15 protein-coding genes are annotated in these 18,804 nt (G+C 58.5%); 3 read left to right on the top strand and 12 right to left on the bottom strand.

Going from position 1 to position 18,804, the window contains the following annotated elements:
- Positions 1 to 3: 3 nt before the first annotated feature.
- From WG219_18575 to WG219_18565, 3 genes are read right to left on the bottom strand one after another with little or no spacing between them, the layout of a single operon-like run.
- Positions 4 to 264, bottom strand: a complete 261-nt coding sequence (locus tag WG219_18575; protein WXL25284.1) for a phosphopantetheine-binding protein — start codon at positions 262 to 264, stop codon at positions 4 to 6.
- Positions 245 to 1,048, bottom strand: a complete 804-nt coding sequence (locus WG219_18570) for a lysophospholipid acyltransferase family protein (GenBank protein WXL25283.1) — start codon at positions 1,046 to 1,048, stop codon at positions 245 to 247. The genes WG219_18575 and WG219_18570 overlap by 20 nt, the downstream gene beginning before the upstream one ends.
- Positions 1,027 to 1,743, bottom strand: coding sequence for a beta-ketoacyl synthase chain length factor (locus WG219_18565; GenBank protein WXL25282.1), 717 nt, complete (start codon positions 1,741 to 1,743; stop codon positions 1,027 to 1,029). The genes WG219_18570 and WG219_18565 overlap by 22 nt, the downstream gene beginning before the upstream one ends.
- A gap of 203 nt (positions 1,744 to 1,946) precedes the next feature.
- Here WG219_18565 and WG219_18560 point away from each other — a divergent pair, with 203 nt between their 5' ends.
- On the top strand, positions 1,947 to 2,717 hold the full coding sequence (locus tag WG219_18560; GenBank protein ID WXL25281.1) for a ParA family protein: 771 nt from the start codon (positions 1,947 to 1,949) through the stop codon (positions 2,715 to 2,717).
- Between the two features lie 19 nt (positions 2,718 to 2,736).
- Here the strand turns inward: WG219_18560 and WG219_18555 are convergent, their stop codons facing one another.
- The 4 genes from WG219_18555 to WG219_18540 form a co-directional block, all read right to left on the bottom strand.
- The gene (locus WG219_18555; GenBank protein WXL25280.1) at positions 2,737 to 3,180 is read right to left on the bottom strand and encodes a YiiD C-terminal domain-containing protein; all 444 of its coding nucleotides are present in this window, start codon (positions 3,178 to 3,180) and stop codon (positions 2,737 to 2,739) included.
- 94 nt (positions 3,181 to 3,274) lie between these two features.
- Entirely contained in the window at positions 3,275 to 3,709 is a 435-nt protein-coding gene (gene trxC / locus WG219_18550) for a thioredoxin TrxC (GenBank protein ID WXL25279.1), read from the bottom strand.
- Positions 3,710 to 3,820: 111 nt separating this feature from the next.
- Positions 3,821 to 5,095 carry a bifunctional O-acetylhomoserine aminocarboxypropyltransferase/cysteine synthase gene (locus tag WG219_18545; protein ID WXL25278.1) on the bottom strand — a complete coding sequence of 425 codons (1,275 nt, stop codon included), beginning with the start codon at positions 5,093 to 5,095 and terminating at the stop codon, positions 3,821 to 3,823.
- A 135-nt stretch (positions 5,096 to 5,230) separates the two neighbouring features.
- Positions 5,231 to 6,211: a sulfite exporter TauE/SafE family protein gene (locus tag WG219_18540; protein ID WXL25277.1), complete on the bottom strand. Its 981-nt coding sequence runs from the start codon at positions 6,209 to 6,211 to the stop codon at positions 5,231 to 5,233.
- A 245-nt stretch (positions 6,212 to 6,456) separates the two neighbouring features.
- Between WG219_18540 and WG219_18535 the strand changes: the two genes are divergently transcribed.
- The gene (locus WG219_18535) at positions 6,457 to 7,152 is read left to right on the top strand and encodes an aspartate/glutamate racemase family protein (protein ID WXL25276.1); all 696 of its coding nucleotides are present in this window, start codon (positions 6,457 to 6,459) and stop codon (positions 7,150 to 7,152) included.
- A 674-nt stretch (positions 7,153 to 7,826) separates the two neighbouring features.
- On the opposite strand, the gene WG219_18530 is transcribed toward WG219_18535, so the two are convergent.
- The 5 genes from WG219_18530 to WG219_18510 all read right to left on the bottom strand — a co-directional run bounded on the left by WG219_18530 (position 7,827) and on the right by WG219_18510 (position 17,606).
- Positions 7,827 to 9,287: a YdiU family protein gene (locus WG219_18530; protein ID WXL25275.1), complete on the bottom strand. Its 1,461-nt coding sequence runs from the start codon at positions 9,285 to 9,287 to the stop codon at positions 7,827 to 7,829.
- A gap of 61 nt (positions 9,288 to 9,348) precedes the next feature.
- Positions 9,349 to 12,663: a mechanosensitive channel MscK gene (gene mscK, locus WG219_18525; GenBank protein WXL25274.1), complete on the bottom strand. Its 3,315-nt coding sequence runs from the start codon at positions 12,661 to 12,663 to the stop codon at positions 9,349 to 9,351.
- 88 nt (positions 12,664 to 12,751) lie between these two features.
- Positions 12,752 to 14,497 carry a potassium/proton antiporter gene (locus WG219_18520; protein WXL25273.1) on the bottom strand — a complete coding sequence of 582 codons (1,746 nt, stop codon included), beginning with the start codon at positions 14,495 to 14,497 and terminating at the stop codon, positions 12,752 to 12,754.
- Between the two features lie 182 nt (positions 14,498 to 14,679).
- Positions 14,680 to 16,482: an acyl-CoA dehydrogenase gene (locus tag WG219_18515; GenBank protein ID WXL25272.1), complete on the bottom strand. Its 1,803-nt coding sequence runs from the start codon at positions 16,480 to 16,482 to the stop codon at positions 14,680 to 14,682.
- An 80-nt stretch (positions 16,483 to 16,562) separates the two neighbouring features.
- The gene (locus tag WG219_18510) at positions 16,563 to 17,606 is read right to left on the bottom strand and encodes a nitronate monooxygenase (GenBank protein WXL25271.1); all 1,044 of its coding nucleotides are present in this window, start codon (positions 17,604 to 17,606) and stop codon (positions 16,563 to 16,565) included.
- A 111-nt stretch (positions 17,607 to 17,717) separates the two neighbouring features.
- Between WG219_18510 and WG219_18505 the strand changes: the two genes are divergently transcribed.
- A complete protein-coding gene (locus WG219_18505) occupies positions 17,718 to 18,554 on the top strand; it encodes a 23S rRNA (adenine(2030)-N(6))-methyltransferase RlmJ (protein ID WXL25270.1) in 837 nt (278 codons plus the stop codon).
- Positions 18,555 to 18,804 lie beyond the last annotated feature (250 nt).

Genomic DNA, 18,804 nt, shown 5'->3' with positions numbered 1-18,804 from the left:
TCCTCAGGCGGGTTGTTGCGAAGAAACGAATGCCGCCAGACTGGCCACGTTGGCGAAGTGCTTGCGGGTGTCCTTGGCTTCAGCGTCAATCTTGATGCCGAAGCGTTTCTGGATGGCCAGGCCTAGCTCCAGGGCGTCTACCGAGTCCAGGCCTAAACCTTCACCGAACAGGGTGAGGTCGGCGGCGATGTCTTCGGCGGTCATGTCTTCAAGGCCCAGGGCGTCGATGATCAGATTCTTAATTTCAAGTTCTAGATTGCTCATCTCGGGCGAGCTCCTTAAGGAAGTGCTGGTGCAGGAATTGATTAAGTTTGCGTGAGGCCACCGGGGCAGGGTCGGCGCCATTGAACGCTTGTACGTCGATATCCTCACCCACGCGCAGGCGGAAGTGAAAACGTCGCGACGGAATGCTGTACCAAGGTTCAGCCTTGGTCAGGGTCGTGGGGGTGACATCGATCACAACCGGTGTCACCACGCGGGCACCGCGCAGGGCAATGGCCGCAGCACCACGGTGAAACTCACGAAACTCACCCGGCGTGGTGCGGGTGCCTTCGGGGAATACGATCAGGGTTTGGCCTTCTCGCAAGGCGCCTGCTGCTTCTTCCAGCATGTCCACGCTGCCGCTGTTGCTGATGTACTGCGCGGCGCGGATAGGCCCGCGCATAAAGGGGTTGTGCCAGAGGCTTTCTTTAACGATGCAGTTGGCGTCGCGGATAAAGGCAATGAGCACCACCACGTCGATCAGGGATGGATGGTTGGCAATGACCATTTGCCCCGGTTGCCCCAGGCGTTCGATGCCTTCTACTTCATAGGTCAGCACGCCAGTGCGGTACATAAAGCGGACAAAGTAGTAGAAGGTCGCACTGACCACGGCACGGGAGCGAGTGCGCTGGGTGACGGCATCACCGGGCAGCAGTCGCAGCAGTGGGAAGACCAGAACGCGCAGGAGGAAGCCGCCGATTCCGAATAGGCTGAAACTCAAAGCAGTTGCGATCAAGCGCCACCAGTAAGGATGGCTGTATGTGCTCAGACCTTTTCGTTCGACCATGTCCACTTCCGGTTCTTCCAATGATGCTGCAATACCGTCTGGCCACCGCACAGCGCGCGTACCAGATTCAGAGCGTGGGGCCACTGCGAGCGTGGTCCGCTTTCCTTGCTCAATTGCAGGTTCCAGTCATTGCCGGGCGTAAGCAGCAGGGCAACGGCATAGGGGAATGGCACGTCATCTATATAGGGGCGATACAGTTCGGGCGGTGTTTCTTCGGCAATGACCAGCAACACGGCCGGCGCGCCTTCCTGAAGCAGGCCGCAGGCTTCCAGTACGGCGGTTTCCAGACCATCACCTTCGCCTGCTAGGGCCGTCATTTCGCTGGTGTCGCTACGCTGGATCGACCACAAGCCGATAATGGCGTTGTGCACCGAAAGGCTGAATTGGGTGGGAGACAGCGGCTCGTTATGTGCAAGATCGCTGAGGATCGCCAACGTACGTGGTGTTTCACCGTGTCGGCTGGTGAACACCATAGGCACTTGCGGCAAATCTTCTGCCAGTGGCCAGGCCACATGGAATGCCATGCGTGCCAGCCTGCTAAGGCGGCGGCGTTGCATCGCAGGCAATGCACTGACATCGGGCTGCTGGCCAAGATCGGGCAGGCACGACGGTGCCTGGTGCCAGGCAAGCCAGTCAGCCGTACTGTCCACGCCTGGTGCCCAGGCGCGCCATTGTTCGATCCGGAAGTGTGTCACGCGGGTAAGTCCAAATATTCCTACGCCCAGTCAAACCCGCTTAGGACGGCTTTTTCGTTGGCATTATGGTCGCATTATCCAGTCCCGCTCGGGACTGCGCAAATTCTATGAAAAAGATTGTCAATCAGACGATTCCGTAAATCCTTCATCCTTTTCTGTAATTGTGCATAGAATCACTTCAGTCCGGGGTTTAGGAGGTCACGATGCGACGCGTTATCTTTAATCAGAAAGGCGGTGTGGGTAAGTCCAGTATTGCCTGCAACCTGGCGGCGGTCAGCGCTTCACAGGGGTATCGGACGCTTTTGATCGACCTGGATGCTCAAGCCAACTCCACCCAGTACTTAACGGGTTTAACTGGGGACGACATCCCCATGGGCATTGCCGAGTTCTTCAAGCAAACGTTGGCTTCGACCTCGTTCCGTAAGAACAAAGTGGATATTTACGAAACCCCGTTCGATAACTTGCATGTGGTCACCGCCACAGCGGAGTTGGCAGAGCTTCAACCCAAACTTGAGCAAAAGCACAAGATCAACAAGCTGGCGAAGCTGTTAGATAGCTTGAGTGAGGATTACGAGCGTATTTATCTGGATACGCCACCAGCCCTTAACTTCTATACGGTTTCTGCCCTAATCGCTGCGGATCGCGTCCTGATCCCTTTTGATTGCGACAGTTTTTCTCGTCAGGCGCTCTATGGCCTGTTGGCAGAAATTGAGGAACTCAAGGAAGACCACAATGAGGGGCTGGAGGTGGAGGGGATTGTTGTTAACCAGTTCCAACCCCGTGCCAGCCTGCCGCAGCAGATCATTGATGAATTGATCGAAGAGGAATTGCCGGTGTTGCCGGTACACCTGATGAGCTCGGTGAAAATGCGCGAATCCCATCAGGCTTGCACACCGCTGATCTACCTCGACCGCAGCCACAAACTGACGCAGCAGTTTGTTGAATTACATGATTTGCTGAACGAGGCGGATTAATCGCTTGTTGGGTGGGCTCTCAGTGCTTCCGCAGCTGGTAGAGCCCAACACTCTCTGCCACCACCTCGCCCGCAGCATTGGTCAGTTGCAACTCAAGGGTGAACTCGGCTTTTCCGTCGCTGCTGGCTTGGCTTTGCAAGCGCTCTATCTCGTCGTCACTGAGGCGTGCCTCAACCCAAATGTCGCCGGTCGCGGGGCGTCGAAAGCGCAGGTTCATCTCTTTAACGATGGGGTAGAAGTGCTGCACATCGAAACTGGTCAGGAACAGCGCACCGCCGGGTAGTTCGGCGAGGGTGAACAAGGCACCTGCATACATGCTGCCTATGTGGTTCTGGTTGCCCGCCAGGGGCATGCGCAGCCGCACAAAGCCAGGCTCTAGCACTTCAGCTTTTAAGTCAGTGCGTTTGATAAAGGCGATCTGCTCTTCAGTCAGCTGGCGCACCAGTTCGATGGGCATAGACATAGGGCGACTCCGGTCTTGTTGTTGTCCTGCCAGCGTAATGGCAGACCGGACGGCACGTAATGACCAAGGCGCCCCGTCGGGTTGACCGAATCGCTCAAATTCTCTGTTGTCGCAGCCATCCGAGCAGTTGCGGCAGCGGCATGGCACCGCTCTGACGGGCGACTTCGACACCACCCTTAAACAGGATCAAGCTGGGGATAGAGCGAATACCCAATTGAGCGGAGAGTGGCTGGTTATTCTCGCTGTCGAGTTTGCCTAGGCGGCAGCGACCTTGCAGTTGCTGAGCAGCTTGCTGAAAGGTTGGGGCAAAGCTGCGGCAAGGCCCGCACCAGTCCGCCCAGACATCCACCAACAAGGGAAGGTCGCCCTTGAGCTGGCTGGCGAAGTTGGCTTGGCTTAATTCGAATGGCGATGCAGGCAGCACTTCGCTCTTACAGCGGCCGCAGCGTGGGCCATCGGCAAGACGGTCAGACGGGATGCGATTGAGGCCATTACAGCTGGGGCAAGGTATAAGCAGCGGATTGGACATGAGAGACTCCAGAGCAGGATTAGCCTTAATCTGGAGTCTTTTACTCGGATATCAAGTGCGCAAGCTGTGCCCTGTGGATTAAACCAACTTCACAAGGCACTAATGCAGGCTTTACTTAGACGCTTCCAGCGCCTGCTCCAGGTCAGCGATGATGTCGTCGCTGTGCTCGATACCGATCGACAGGCGCACCATGTCGCGGGGAACGCCGGCTTTTTCCAGCTCTTCATCATTGAGCTGGCGGTGCGTGGTCGAGGCTGGGTGGCAGGCCAGGGACTTCGCGTCGCCGATGTTGACCAGGCGTACTACCAGCTTCAGTGCATCAATAAAGCGTGCGCCAGCTTCCTGGCCGCCTTTAATGCCGAACGACAGAATCGCCGCTGGTTTACCGCCGGTGTAGCGTTGAGCCAGTTCATGCTCTGGATGATCCGGCAGACCAGCGTATTTCACCCACGCGACTTGCGGGTGGTTTTGCAGGTAGTGGGCGACTTTCAGGGCGTTCTCGGTGTGACGCTCCATGCGCAGGGCCAGGGTTTCCAAGCCTTGCAGGATCAGGAAGGCGTTGAACGGCGACAGTGCCGCGCCGGTGTTACGCAGTGGCACCACGCGGCAACGGCCGATAAAGGCTGCCGGGCCGAAGGCTTCGGTGTAGGTCACACCGTGGTAGGACGGGTCCGGTGTGTTCAGCAGCGGGAAGCGTTCTTTGTTCTCGGCCCACGGGAACTTGCCGGAGTCGACCACAATGCCGCCGATACTGGTGCCGTGGCCGCCAATGTACTTGGTCAGCGAGTGCACGACGATGTCCGCGCCGTGTTCGAACGGGCGGCACAGAATTGGCGTGGCCACGGTGTTATCCACAATCAGCGGTACGCCATGACGGTGAGCGGCGTCGGCCAGGGCTTGCAGGTCAACGATGTTGCCCGCCGGGTTGCCGATGGATTCGCAGTAAACGGCTTTGGTTTTGTCGTCGATCAGTGCTTCCAGCCCGGCGATATCGTCGTGGGAGGCAAAGCGGGTTTCGATGCCGATGCGTGGCAGGGTATGGGCCAGCAGGTTGTAGGTGCCGCCGTAAAGTTTGGCCACGGAGACAATGTTGTCGCCGGCTTCAGCTACGGTCTGAATTGCGTAGGTGATGGCGGCCATGCCAGAGGCTACAGCCAGCGCTGCAACACCGCCTTCAAGGGCAGCGACGCGCTCTTCAAGCACGGCGTTGGTGGGGTTCATGATGCGGCTGTAGATATTGCCTGCGACCTTCAGGTCGAACAGGTCGGCGCCGTGCTGGGTGTCGTCAAAGGCGAATGAACTGGTCTGGTAAATCGGGACTGCAACCGCTTTTGTTGTTGGATCTGGGCTGTAACCGGCGTGGATGGCCAGGGTTTCCAGTTTCATGCGCGTGTTCCTTTACTGTGGCAGTTAAGAAAAATCGCAGCATCGCTAATGGCAAAGAGCCGGTCAATGCGCAAAAGCAATGAACCGGCTCTTTTACTAGAACGTTTTGACTGAGGCTTATAGCGATCGCCCGGCTTAATTCAGCGCCTGGAAGATGTTGAAGGCACTGATCGCGGTGATCAGGCAGCCCACAATTGTCATCAGCACACGGGCTGGCAAGTGTTTGCACAACAGTGCGGCGAACGGCGCAGCGAACATACCGCCGAGCACCAAGCCCGCCACCATTTGCCAGGTTGCAGGCTCGCCCGCGAGCATGATGAAGGACGCCGCACTGGTGATGGTCAGGAAGAACTCAGCGAAGTTAACAGAGCCAATCGTGGTGCGCGGATCACTACCCGAACCCAGCAGGCTGCTGGTTACAACCGGGCCCCAGCCACCGCCACCGGCAGCATCGACAAAACCACCGAACATGGCCAGCTTGGCTACGTGCTTGGGCTCTTTACGCTGTTGCTGCGCATGACGATAGGCCTTGCGCAGGATGTACAAGCCCATGATCAGCAGGTAGGCGGAGATAAAGGGCTTCATCACCTCGCCGTCGAACGTGGTGATCAGCACCGCACCCAAAATTGCACCGATCATGCCCGGCAGCAGCAGGCGCAGGAACAGTGACTTATTCACATTGCCCAGCTTGGCGTGGGAGATACCTGAAAGGCCGGTGGTGAACACTTCAGCAATGTGCACGCTGGCACTGGCCGCTGCTGGTGATGCACCGGCAGTCAGCAGAAAACTGGTCGCCGTGATGCCGTAGGCCATGCCCAGTGCGCCATCAACCACTTGGGCGAGGAAGCCAACGGCAACCGCACTCCAAAACGCCGAGCTGTGCAGAGTGTCTTCGATGATTTCAAGGCCGCTATGGCCGCCGTTTTCACCAAAAAATAAACGCCAAGCCAGAAACGACAGCAGGCCGATCATGATCAGCGCAGCAAGCCACACAGCCGCTCGCAGTACAGGATGGTTGTCAGGATGGGTGACGAAGTCTTCAACAGGAGGTAACCCCAGCGCCTCATGCTCTTCATTGAGCGGGCTTTGGCTGAGGTCGAGATTGCGGATTTTCATAACAACAGGCGCGCCTGACAGAGGGTGGTAGAACAGGGCGAAAAACAGGCGGCGAGGATAAACGCCTTTGTTTATATGGTCTAAGAATGTTTGGGAAGGTTTATATAGCTTTTCGGTTTAACAGATAAGCTGTTCGCCTGTTTCAGTCGCCAGCTGTGGCTATGTCTATTCTGCCCAGCCCAATAGGCTTTATCTGCATAGCCCGCGCCGTGATGGCTTGGGGCGTTAGTTAGCAGGGAGAGACAATGCACACACTGGGCATATTGGGCGGTATGAGCTGGGAGTCCACGGCCACTTACTATGGACTGTTGAATCAGGCGATTCGTGATACGCGAGGTGGGCTGCATTCAGCGCCTTTGCTGATTCATTCGGTGGATTTCGCCGAAGTGGCGGCTCTGCAACGCAGTGGGGACTGGCAGGCTGCCGGTGAGCTTTTGGCCAATGCGGCATTGGGCCTGCAACGGGCTGGCGCGACTGCATTACTGTTGGCTACCAACACCATGCACAAGGTTGCGGCGGCAATAGAGTCCGCTGTGGATATCCCGTTGCTGCACATTGGCGATGCCGTGGGGCAGGCGTTGCAGGCTCAAGGTGTCAGTCGTGCCGCACTGCTCGGGACGCGCTTCACCATGCAGGAAGACTTCTACCGGCTGCGTTTGCAGGAACGCTTTGGGATCGAAGTGATCACGCCGTCGGTGGCGCAAATGGGCGAAATCGACCGGGTGATTTTTGCCGAGCTATGCCAAGGACAGTGCCTACCGGCCTCCCGTGATTTCTATCTGGCCGCTGTGGATGAGCTGAAAGCACAGGGCGCTCAGGCCGCAATTCTGGGTTGTACCGAGATCGGTATGCTGCTGGAAGGAAGCCATGCAGCGTTACCGCTGGTGGACAGCACCGAGCTACATGTGGGGGTGGGCGTGGAGTGGGTGTTGCGGGAGTGAAATCTGGACGTAACTCGGGTGGCAGTAGGAGTTTTTCAGATTTTGAGTCAGGTGAATGTATCAGGGGCGACGCAATTGTCCCTTCAGGAGGGTGACCAGAATTACCGTGGAAGAGGTTGAGCGGCATGGATGCCGCGAGAGTCGCGATGGGCCATGGACGGCCCTTCGTGACGCGCCTCTGGAGTGGTGATTCTGGGCACGAACCCGCAGCGGAGCGTAGGGCCGTATGACGGGACAAGCGGTTTGGCCAACTTTGTCAAGACAAAGTGGCTCGCCCGGAAAGGGCGAAACCCATTCTCAAGTCCTGACACGCCAGGCCAGCCGAGCGAACGGACATAACTATCAGCACCGAGTTGCCTGCATTTCCGGGTTGCGTCCCTTACGGACGCCTTACTTTTCTTTGCTTGCACAAAGAAAAGTAAGCAAAAGAAATGCACCCCGACATCCGGGTTTCGCTGCGCGAAACTTCCCGCACTCCGGCACTGCTCCGGGGTCGCCATACAAGGGCCGTCCATGGCCCTTTATGGCTCTCGCCGCATCCATGCGGCTCGCCCCCTGCGCAGCACCTGCGTTTGGCCTACTGACGGGGATTCGGGTGGCGTCCACACAACCGCGAATACTCAGGAGTTGTAGTTTTGTAGGGTGGGTAAGGCCGAAGGCTTACCCACCATCGGTTACGACGAACAGCTAATCTCCAGATGCTTGCCCCACTCAGGCGGGCGCTCGGCGTAGCGCTCGAAACCGGGTTGTTCGTCGAACGGTTTCGACAGCACCTGGTGCAGCTCCCGCACCGGGCCGTAGTCGCCTTGCTCGGCTGCCTCAATGGCTTGCTGCGCAAGGTAATTACGCAGGATGTATTTCGGGTTGGCTGCGTGCATACGCGCCTTACGTGCGACCTGATCATCCCCTTCACGCTGACTGCGGCTGACGTAATCAGCAGCCCAGGCGTCGAAGCCTTTGATGTCGATAAAATCATCACGCAAGCGCGCCACCGCGTCTGCGGCAGGCGTATCACCCAATTCGCGGAAGAAACGGGTGTAATCCACCGCGCCGCCTTGCATCAGTTGCAACAGGCGCTGCACAACTGCCTCGTCACCATCTTCTGCGGCAACGAAGCCGAGGCGGCGGCGCATCAGGTCGAGGTAATGGGCCTGATACAACGGCAGGAACAAACCAAGGGCTTCGCGCAGGTCGTCGATCTCAATCAGCGGCACCAAGGCTTGCCCCAGTGCGCTGAGGTTCCAGTGGGCAATCGGCACCTGGTTGCTGAAGCTGTAACGGCCACTGTCGTCAGAGTGATTGCAGATGTGGTTGGCGTCAAAGTCGTCGAGGAAAGCGTAAGGGCCAAAGTCGAAGGTGATGCCCAGAATCGACATATTGTCGGTGTTCATCACGCCATGGCAGAAACCATAGGCCTGCCAGTAGGCGATCATTTCCGCGTTGCGCTCAATCACCTGCCTGAACATAGCCAGATAGGGTTTGTCCTGGCTCTGGCACGGCGCATAGTGGTTACTCAGCACGTAATCCGCCAGTTGTTTCAGCAGCTCATGCTGGCGGGTGTAATAGAAGTATTCAAAGTGGCCGAAGCGGATATGGCTGGGCGCCATGCGCAGTAGCATCGCCGCACGTTCCTGCTTCTCCCGCCACACGGGGGTGTCGGAGCCCACCACGCACATTGCCCGGGAGGTTGGGAAACCCAGCGCATGCAGGTGCTCACTGGCGAGGAACTCGCGAATGGAGCTGCGCAGCACGGCCCGGCCATCCCCCATGCGGGAGTACGGGGTCAGCCCGGCGCCCTTGAGGTGCAAATCCCAATACTGGCCGGCATCGTTAACTACTTCACCCAGCAGCAGGCCGCGGCCATCGCCTAGCCGTGCTGTGTAGCCGCCAAACTGGTGGCCGGAGTAGACCATCGCCCGAGGCGCTGCTTCAGCCCACAGCTTGTGGCCACTGAATATCTGCGTGAACAGCTCATTTTCAACTTCCGCCGGGTCGAGGTCGATCAGCGCCATTGCATCGGTACTGGCGACCACCAAGCGCGGGTTCTCTATGGGCTCCGGCAGCACATAGGTCGAAAATTCATCACCCAGGCGGGCGAAGCGGTTATCGAAGATCAGCTCGTCGATGTCTTTCACTGCTGGTCTCCAGCGCGCAAGTCAGTTAAACCCGCCCGGTGCATGGCCGGGCGGTGGCCAATCAGGTCCGGTTTTCGGCCTGTTGCTCAATGAATTCCTCCAGCTTGTGGGTTTGGCCTTGGTTGTTGGCCAAGGTCACTTCCACTTTCGACGGGCTGGAGAGGTTAATGCCATTTTCAGAGAACAGCTGGTCTATCCGGCGGTTCAGCTCGTCTGTGGCGAGGCTGCGGTCACCCAGCTCGCGCACGTAAATTTTCAGCTCAAAGTTTTGGCTTGAGCCATACAGCGTCAGTTGCGCTGACGGTGCAGGTTCGCGCAGTACGCGGGAGTTTTCCTGAGCGGCTTGCAGGAGCAGTTCCTTAACCTGATCCAGATCGGCACCACGGCTGACGCTGAAAGTCAGCACCACACGGGTGACTGTGTCAGTCAGGGTCCAGTTAATCAGCTGGCTGGTCAGCAGGATCTGGTTAGGCACCACCACGGCTTTACGGTCACTGTCGGTGATGTGCGTCGCGCGAATGTGGATGCGGTTAACGGTGCCAGTTACCGTGCCAATGGTGACGGTGTCACCAATGCGGATCGGGCGCTCGAACAGCAGGATCAGGCCGGAGATAAAGTTGGCGAAGATCGCCTGCATACCGAAACCGATACCGACGGAGAGGGCGGCGACCAGCCATTGCAGTTTGTCCCAGCTCACCCCAAGGATCGACAGGGTGCTGGCGATGCCCAGACCGGCGATGGCGTAGGACAGCAGTGTGGTGGTGGCATAGGCGCTGCCTTGTGCCAACGACATGCGCGACAACACCAAAACCTCAAGCAAGCCCGGCAGGTTGCGCGCCATGATGATGGTGATGGCGGAAACCAGCAGCGCGCCGAGCACATCCAGTACGCTCATTGGCACCATGGAGACTTCGGCGCCGGCGCCACTGGTGTATTCGTAGAGCACGAAACCATCCAAGTAGGTCAGCACGCTGAGCAGGTCGGCCCAGATCAGGTACAGCGCCCCAATAAAGCAGCCCAGCAGTGCCAGACGAATCATGCGTTGGGACTGTTGGTTGATCTGTTCGATATCGAGTTTGGGTTCTTCAGCTGGAATCTCGGTGCCGTCTTCGGCTTCCTTGATTTGCGCCTGACGCTTAGCCAGCACACGCTGGTAGGCCAGGCGACGGGCTGCAACCGCCAAACCACGGGCAAAGCCGCTGTCGAGGATCAGCCAAATGATCAGCAGATACAGGGTGTCGATCAGGCGATCGGTTAACTTCAGCGAGGTGTAGTAATAGCCGAAGCCGATAGCAAAAATCAGGATGACAGGCGTGGCAGTGAAGGCGAAACCCACCAGCAGAGTGATGCGAGTACCGTGTTCGCGCAGCGGGCCTGCTAGCAACAAACGGCCCATCAGCCAGGTCATCAGCGCAAGACCGATCAGCATGATCGCGATACCAATGACATCATCTGCCAGCATGGCTGGTTGATGTTCGGCAATGCTGACTACCGCCACCATTGCCAACACCACTAAGCCCAGCAACTTCACATAGCGTTGCAGGTAAGCGACGTTTGGTCTGGCCCAGCGGAAGTGCAGCTCAGCCACTCCGCTGGGGCAGAGAATGCGGTACAGGGTGTAAAACAACAGCCAAGCCTCGGCCATTTGATAGAACGCCAAGCTCAGATTTGCGTTCTGGCCCTGAGCGTCCAGCTCCAAGGCATAGCCGCACAGCGCGAGGAACAGTGTGCCTGGCAGGGCCAGCAGAAGGTTCAGGGTAATGGCTAGCGGCGTATGCAACTGGCTGTCGTTCTTGTAATGGCCAATGTCTTGATGCAGTTCATCCAGCTTGCGTTGCAGGTAGGTGCGTTTCCACAGCAGCAGACCAATTAACAACAGCAGTGGCAGGAAGATCAGCGGGCGGCTGGTCAGCCCGCTGATTAATTGCTGGATATTGGCGCCCCAGGGCATTTCCATGAACTGCTGTTCAAGGCGATGTGGTGCGCTCTTCAGCCATTCCAGATCCAGTGGCTTATTGCTGGGGATCCAGAACATCTGCTCATCCAGCGTTTTGCGCAGGGTGTCGGCCGTGTTCTGCAACTGTTTCTGGTTAAGTTGCAGGGTAATGGACTCATTGAGCAGGGCGTTAAGTTCACGGTTGAGCTGATCAATCAGCTCCAGACGACTGTTGATGATGACAATCAGCTTGTCGCGCAGCTCGTTGTTCTGGCTCACTGCCTCATCGCCTGACTTGGCTAGCAACTTGTCGACATATTGTTCCGGGTTGGAGATTTCCTCGCGGTGTTGCCCCAGTTCAAATTGATTCAGACGTAGGTCGGCAATTTGCTCGGTCAGGTTGCCGTCCAGCCGCAATTGCGGCAACGACAGCTGCTGGGTGTAGAGAATGCGGGACAACAACAGGCTGCCCTGCAGCACATTGATCTGCTCTTCTAGGGCTTGATCACTTTGGCTCAGGTTATCCAGCTGCTGCTTGGTTTCTAGGTTTTTATGGGTGAGGCGGTTGAGGCGCTCGGTGACTTGCAGCAACTGGTCAGAGAGTTTTAGGTTACGGCTGCTTTCCTGGGCCAGCAGGTTGTCCTTGCCGGCCTTTTTCACCTCGTCCGATTGCTCGGCCAGGGTCTGTTCAGAGATATCATGGCGCTTGTCGTTGATCAGGCTTTGCAGGTCCTGCAACTCCACAAGGACGCGGGCAATACGCTCTTCCAGCAAGGCACGACGGCTATTGCTGAGGTCTTGTAGCTGGGTGTTTCCAGCCAGTTCCTGACGGCTCACACGGGTTTTGGCTTCCAGCATGGCCAATTCCGCCAGAAGCTGGTCACGGCGTTCACGGGTCAGTGGTTTGCCCGCATCGCGCTCGGTTTTCAGACTGACCATGATGGCTTGTGAGCGAGCCTGATCGTTGCTCAGTTCTGTTTGGGTGCGCTCAGGCCGGGTCTTGCTGGAAATCAGCTGGCTGTTGGCTTCGATCAGTAGCTGTTGCCAGTCCCCGAGCTGTGCATTGCGCTCGGCCAGGCGCAGCTCCAGAGAGGCCAGCGAGCTGTCTGCAAACTGCTGGCGCACGTTCACAGGCTTGGTACTTTGCAGCTGCTCCAGCTCCCGTTGAGCTTCACGGATTTGGCTAGGCGCTTTACTCAGTTGTTCCTCAAGGGCTGATAGACGTTTGAGGATGTCGTCACGTTCAGTCAACAGTGCCAGGGTTTTTTCCAGCGCTTGCTTAGCCGCCGCCTGCTCGGCTTCGGGCAGTTTGCGCTCGGCCAACTGGTCAAGACTGCTCTGAATGTTTTCAGCTTTGGGAATTTCAGCGGCCTGAGCGGTAAACGCGTTCAGGGCAAGACTTAGAAGGAGGCAAGGCAGAAGGAAACGAAGCGACGTCATGGCAATTATCACAGGACCCGAAAGGTGAGCTGAGTTTAACAGGCAGCCACAAATTCGCTGCCTGTTATCTGTGCCATGTTGTCGTAAATCAGAGCATCAGAGCAGGGCCGGGGCGGTTGCCTTCGGGAAATCTGACGCCCACCTTGCGAATCTTGTTCCCTTCCATGGTGGCCACGGTCCAGGTCAGGCCTTGCCATTCCACTTGGTCACCGATTACGGGCTCGCCACCAATCTCTGCTGCAATGAAGCGGGCGAGGGTGCTGTACTCGGCCTCTTCATTAAGCTTCAGGCCATACAGGGCGGCGATTGCGGCCAGTTCTGCATCGCCTTCAAGCACGAAGTCACCGAAGAAGCGCAGGTCTTGCGCCCGTTTTGGTGGTTCGCTGAACAGCTGGCCCAGCGCAGGCAAATCACGCTCGTGGCCGATTACGCAGAGAATATCGCCTTCTTCCAAGGTGCTACTGCCCGAGGGGTGCAGCAGTTCTTTGTTGCGGAACAAGGCGGCGATACGGGTGCCCTCGGGCATTTTCAGCTCCCTCAGCTGGGCGCCGATGCACCACTTTTCCGGCCCCAGGTGGTACACAAACAGCTCCCACTGGCTGGTCACGTGAACCTCCAGTCCGGCGCGGGAGATCGGTGACGGAATCGGCGGTACTTCAACCCGTGCTTTGCGCGCAGCCCAGCTCAGGGTGGTGCCTTGCAGGAGCAGGGAAACCAGCACAATAAAGAACGCCACGTTGAAGAACAGCTGGGCGTTCTCAAGGCCGGCCATCAGCGGGAACACCGCAAGAATGACCGGTACCGCGCCACGCAGGCCGATCCAGGAAATAAAGGTGCGCTCGCGCAGATTGAAGCCCTTGAACGGCAGTAGGCCAATGAACACCGCCAGCGGCCGCGCAAACAGAATCATCCACAGTGACAGCAGCAGTGCAGGCACCGCAATCGGCCACAACTCGCTCGGCGTCAGCAGCAGGCCGAGAACCAGGAACATGCCGATCTGGCTGAGCCAGGCCAGGCCATCGAACATGTGCAGAATGCCGTGGCGGTTGCGGATTGGGCGGTTGCCCAGCACCAAACCGCACACATACACGGCGAGGATGCCGCTACCGCCGATTGCGCCGGAAATGGCGTAAATCATGATGCCACCCGCCACTGCCAGCAGCGGGTAGAGGCCGTCGGCTACGCTCAGGCGGTTAATCAGCTGCAGCAATAGCCAGCCGCCCGCCAGACCCAGGGCGATACCGATGCCGAACTGCTCAAACAGGCTGGTGAGGATCTTGAAGCTAAAGCTGTTTTCACCGGCTGCAATCATCGCGATCAGCGTCACGGTGAGGAACATCGCCATCGGGTCGTTACTGCCTGATTCAATCTCCAGTGTCGAGCCGACCCGCTCGTTCAAGCCTTTGCCGTTGAGCAGGTTAAACACCACGGCTGCGTCGGTAGAGCCAACGATGGCGCCAATCAACAAGCCTTCGATAAGCGACAGGTTGAACAGCCAGGCAGCGGCAATGCCGGTCAAGCCTGCGGTTAACACCACGCCCAGCGTGGCCAGGGATAGCGCAGGCCAAAGGGCTACACGGAAGGTGGCGGCGCGGGTGCGCATACCGCCGTCGAGCAGGATGACTGCCAGTGCAAGGTTACTGACCAGATAGGCGAGGGAGTAATCGTCGAACACGATGCCGCCGATACCATCGACGCCAGCAAGCATGCCGACACCGAGGAAGATCACCAGAATCGGGACGCCGACCTTGTTCGAGAGTGGGCTGACCAGAATGCTGAGCGCAACCAACAGTGCACCAATCAGAAACAGGTTGTTGATAGCACTGGCATCCAAATCGTCTACTCCCGGACAAAAATCTACTGGCGCTATACAGGTTTAGCGCCGAATGCAACAGTTGATTCTAGCCGGTGTGACGTTTATTCGTCTGGAAAAAAACACAACTGAGTGTTTCCACAGGTTTTTTTCCAGTTGTTTCAAGTAAGTGGCGGGCGCCTCCATTCGGCGCCCGCCGAGCTTCAGAACCATCCGTCTTGCATGTTCAGGCAGGTGTCGTCACGGGCTTCAAGCAGGCTTAGTTCGTGCTGGCAGGCGGGGAGTTCCCAAGTCAGGAAGTAGCGGGCAGCCTGCAACTTGCCTTGGTAAAAGTCTGCGTCGGCTGGGCTGCCGTTAGCGAGGCCCTCAGTCGCGTGAATTGCCTGCTCCAGCCAGCGCCACGCAATCACCGCATGGCCAAACACCTTCAGGTAAAGCGCCGAATTGGCCAGGCCTTGCCTGATCTTGCCGCTCATTAAGTCACCGATCAGCGCCAGGGTGACGTTGCTCAGGCGCGACAGGTGTTGCTCCAGTGGCTGACGCAGGGCGGTCAGGGATTCGTAGGCTTCTGCACGGTGGCAACAATTCTGGATCAGCTTAACCAGTTGCTTCAGCGCTGCACCGCCGTTCTGAGTGACTTTGCGCCCGAGCAGGTCGAGGGACTGGATGCCATGGGTGCCTTCGTGAATCGGGTTGAGGCGGTTGTCGCGGTAATACTGCTCCACCGGGTATTCGCGGGTGTAGCCGTGGCCGCCGAGAATCTGGATCGCCAGCTCGTTAGCCTTGAGGCAGAACTCCGAGGGCCAGGATTTGACGATAGGCGTGAGCAAATCCAGCAGCTCCAGGGCGCTGGCGCGTTGCTCGGGCTCAGGCAAGGTCTGTGTGTCGTCGAACAGTCGGGCGGCATACAGACACAGGTCAAACGCTCCCTCCACATACGCTTTCTGCGCCAGCAGCATGCGCTTCACGTCGGCGTGTTCGATGATCGCGATTTGCGGTGCTGCCGGGTCTTTGCCATCTGGCTGGCGCCCTTGTGGGCGCTGGCGGGCGTACTCCAGCGAGTACAGATAGCCGGCATAACCGAGCATCGCCGCGCCGGTGCCGACACCAATGCGCGCTTCGTTCATCATCTGGAACATATAAGACAGGCCATGGTGCGCCTTGCCCACCAGATAGCCGACGCACTCGCCGTTATCACCGAAATTCAGCGCGGTGGAGGTGGTGCCGCGCCAGCCCATTTTGTGGAACAGCCCGGCCAAGGTTACGTCGTTGCGCGGGCCGAGGCTGCCATCTTCATTCACCAGAAACTTCGGCACGATAAACAGACTGATGCCCTTAACGCCTGCCGGTGCATCGGGCAGCTTGGCCAACACCAGATGGATGATGTTCTCCGACAGCGGATGATCACCACCGGAGATAAAAATCTTGTTGCCCTTGAGGCGGTAGGTGCCGTCCGCTGCCGGTTCAGCACGGGTACGGATATCGGAGAGAGACGAGCCTGCATGGGGCTCTGTCAGCGCCATGGTGCCGAAGAAGCGGCCCTCGATCATCGGCTGGAGAAAGCGCTGCTTTTGTTCTTCGCTGCCGAAGTTCTCGATCAGGTTGGCCGCGCCCATGGTCAAAAACGGGTAAGACGTGGTGGCCGCGTTGGCCGACTGAAAATGGGCAAAGCACGCTTGTGACAGCAACGTCGGTAACTGCATGCCACCGACCTCAAAGTCACGGGTGGCGTTGAGGAAGCCCGCCTCAAGGAAGGCGTCCACCGCAGGCTTTACTTCCGGAATCAACACCGCTGCGCCGTCCACATATTGCGGCTCGTGCTCATCGTTTTTGCGGTTGTGCGGGGCAAACAGATTTTCCGCGATGCTGCGGGCTGTGCTGAGGGCCGCGTCAAAGGTTTCGCAGCTGTGGTCGGCGTAACGCTCGCGCTGTGTCAGGCTTTCGGCGTCGAGCACTTCGTACAGTTCAAACGCCAGGTTACGTGAGCAGAGCAGGGTCTCGGACATGGGTTCCTCCACAATCAATCCGTGGAGTCTAAACAGACTGGCCGAGCCCTCCCAGCATCATCAATAAGCGTGATACGCGATCAGTACGTGAAGCCTTGAGCCAGTTCCAGCGTCAGTTGCGCGGCATCAACGTCTTTACAGCCGCTGGCGTTCTGGCCTGACCACAAGGGGGTGAAGTCGCCGCTGCCCTGGCTTTCGGCTTTGCTGCGCAGCGGCGTAATGGCAGCGGTTGCCAGCGGGAAGCCCGGCGCCACCTTGCTGATCGGCCCCAACTCACGCATCACCCGATTGACGATGCCGCGCGCCGGGCGGCCACTGAACAGATTGGTCAGGGCGGTATGGCGTGCTGCCGGGCTTTGCAGCGCGGCACGGTGGATCGCGCTGGTGCTGGCCTGTGGGGTGCACAGGTAAGCGGTGCCGATCTGCACTCCACTGGCGCCGAGGCTCATCGCGGCGCGCACGCCTTGCGCATCGGCAATGCCGCCCGCGGCAATCACCGGCACCTGTACGGCGGCCACCACTTGCGGCAGCAGGGCGAAGGTGCCGAGTTGGGTGGTGATGTCCTCACTCAGGAACATGCCACGATGACCACCGGCCTCAAGGCCCTGAGCGATGATGGCGTCGGCACCGTGTTGTTCGAGCCAGATCGCCTCTTCAACCGTGGTTGCCGAGCTGAGCACTTTGGCTCCGGTGGCTTTGACGCGCTGCAACAGCTCCGGCGCAGGCAGACCGAAGTGGAAACTCACCACTGCAGGCTTAAAACGCTCCAGCACTTCCGCCAGCTCTGTACTGAACGGCTGACGCCACGGCCCGCTGGGAATGCTCGCCGGGTCGATGCCCAGTTCGGCGTAGTAGGGCGCCAGCGCAGCGCGCCATTGCGCCTCACGCTCGGCGTCCGCATGGGCGGGCGTGTGGCAGAAAAAGTTGAGGTTGAATGGCTTGTCGGTCCTGCTGTGCAGTGCCATCAGCTCTTGCTCAAGCCCTGTTGCATCCAGCATCGCGCAGGGTAGGGAGCCCAATGCCCCCACATTGGAAACGGCTGCCGCCAGTTCGTGCAGTTGCACACCGGCCATCGGCGCCTGGATCAATGGAATGTCGATTTGCAGCAGGTCTTTCAGGCTCATCAGTCGTCACTCCAGCCCCTGCTTGTGCAGGTTGAATAAGAAGGAAGGCGCGTTGCGGCTGCGGAATTCTAATCCAAGCGGGTAAACTATGGGGCCACAGGAGCCTGCCCAATGAACTACCGCCACGCCTTCCACGCCGGTAACCATGCCGACGTACTCAAACACTACGTTCTTAGTAGCATTATTCGCCTGCTGTCGCGCAAAGAGGCGCCGTTTGCCTACCTCGACAGCCATGCGGGCGTTGGCCTGTACGACTTATTGGGCGATCAGGCCAGCCGCACGGGCGAATACCTGCAAGGGATCAGCCGACTGTGGCAGGCCGAAGACGTGCCAGCAGCCCTGCAGGATTACCTGAACATCGTCCGCCGCATGAATAAAGACGGCGTGCTGCGTCATTACCCTGGCTCGCCAGAACTGGCCCGGCGCCTGTGCCGCGAGCAAGACCGCCTGCAACTGAACGAAAAACACCCCGAAGACGGCGCCTTGCTTAAAGAAAATATGGCCCGCGACCCGCGCGTGGCCGTGCATCGGGGCGAGGGCTGGTATGTGGCTCGGGCGCTGCTGCCAACCCGTGAAAAGCGCATGCTGATGCTGATCGACCCGCCCTTTGAGCAGGCCGATGAGCTGCAACGCTGCGTTGAGTCCCTTAACGAAGCCATTGGCCGCATGCGCCAGGCCATCGTTGCTGTCTGGTACCCGATCAAAGACCTGCGCCAGCTCAAGCGCTTTTACAGCGATCTGGAAAAAAGCAGCGCGCCCAAGCTGCTGCGCGTCGAGCTGTTTGTGCATCCGGCTGACGACGCCCAGCGCCTGAATGGCTCGGGCCTGGTCATCAGCAATGCACCATGGGGCCTTGAAGATGAGCTGCGCGAAGTGCTGCCATGGCTGGCCAAACTGCTCGGGCAGACTCACGGCGACTGGCGCCTCGATTGGCTGATTGCCGAGTAATCGGGCGGCACAAAGAGGTAAGACTGCCTATAGTTTCCCCAACAGCTGTGGCGGCGACGGCGTGCTCCGCTATAAGCCATGCCCAGCATCTGCGTTCAGGTGGGCAGTGCGCGCTTTGAGTGGGCGACTGTCCCGCAGCCATAAATGTTATGCCGTTCCTGTTGAACCAACGCCATTAACTCAGGCCCAAGCTGTGTTGCGCCATCCGGCTGAAGCCTGTTGGCGCACCGTTTCGGTTTGATTAGCCACA

The sequence above is a fragment of the Pseudomonas mendocina genome (genome assembly GCA_037482215.1).
GTDB lineage: Bacteria > Pseudomonadota > Gammaproteobacteria > Pseudomonadales > Pseudomonadaceae > Aquipseudomonas > Aquipseudomonas mendocina_E.
This window is presented reverse-complemented; position numbering and strand designations above follow the sequence as displayed.

Bases quoted from the DNA above. Each gene is read 5' to 3' on its own strand.
- mscK (WXL25274.1), bottom strand. From the start codon at position 12,663: ATGACGTCGCTTCGTTTCCTTCTGCCTTGCCTCCTTCTAAGTCTTGCC.
- WG219_18560 (WXL25281.1), top strand. From the start codon at position 1,947: ATGCGACGCGTTATCTTTAATCAGAAAGGCGGTGTGGGTAAGTCCAGT.
- WG219_18510 (WXL25271.1), bottom strand. From the start codon at position 17,606: ATGAGCCTGAAAGACCTGCTGCAAATCGACATTCCATTGATCCAGGCG.
- WG219_18575 (WXL25284.1), bottom strand. From the start codon at position 264: ATGAGCAATCTAGAACTTGAAATTAAGAATCTGATCATCGACGCCCTG.
- WG219_18515 (WXL25272.1), bottom strand. From the start codon at position 16,482: ATGTCCGAGACCCTGCTCTGCTCACGTAACCTGGCGTTTGAACTGTAC.
- WG219_18570 (WXL25283.1), bottom strand. From the start codon at position 1,048: ATGGTCGAACGAAAAGGTCTGAGCACATACAGCCATCCTTACTGGTGG.
- WG219_18535 (WXL25276.1), top strand. From the start codon at position 6,457: ATGCACACACTGGGCATATTGGGCGGTATGAGCTGGGAGTCCACGGCC.
- WG219_18555 (WXL25280.1), bottom strand. From the start codon at position 3,180: ATGTCTATGCCCATCGAACTGGTGCGCCAGCTGACTGAAGAGCAGATC.
- WG219_18505 (WXL25270.1), top strand. From the start codon at position 17,718: ATGAACTACCGCCACGCCTTCCACGCCGGTAACCATGCCGACGTACTC.
- WG219_18540 (WXL25277.1), bottom strand. From the start codon at position 6,211: ATGAAAATCCGCAATCTCGACCTCAGCCAAAGCCCGCTCAATGAAGAG.
- WG219_18545 (WXL25278.1), bottom strand. From the start codon at position 5,095: ATGAAACTGGAAACCCTGGCCATCCACGCCGGTTACAGCCCAGATCCA.
- trxC (WXL25279.1), bottom strand. From the start codon at position 3,709: ATGTCCAATCCGCTGCTTATACCTTGCCCCAGCTGTAATGGCCTCAAT.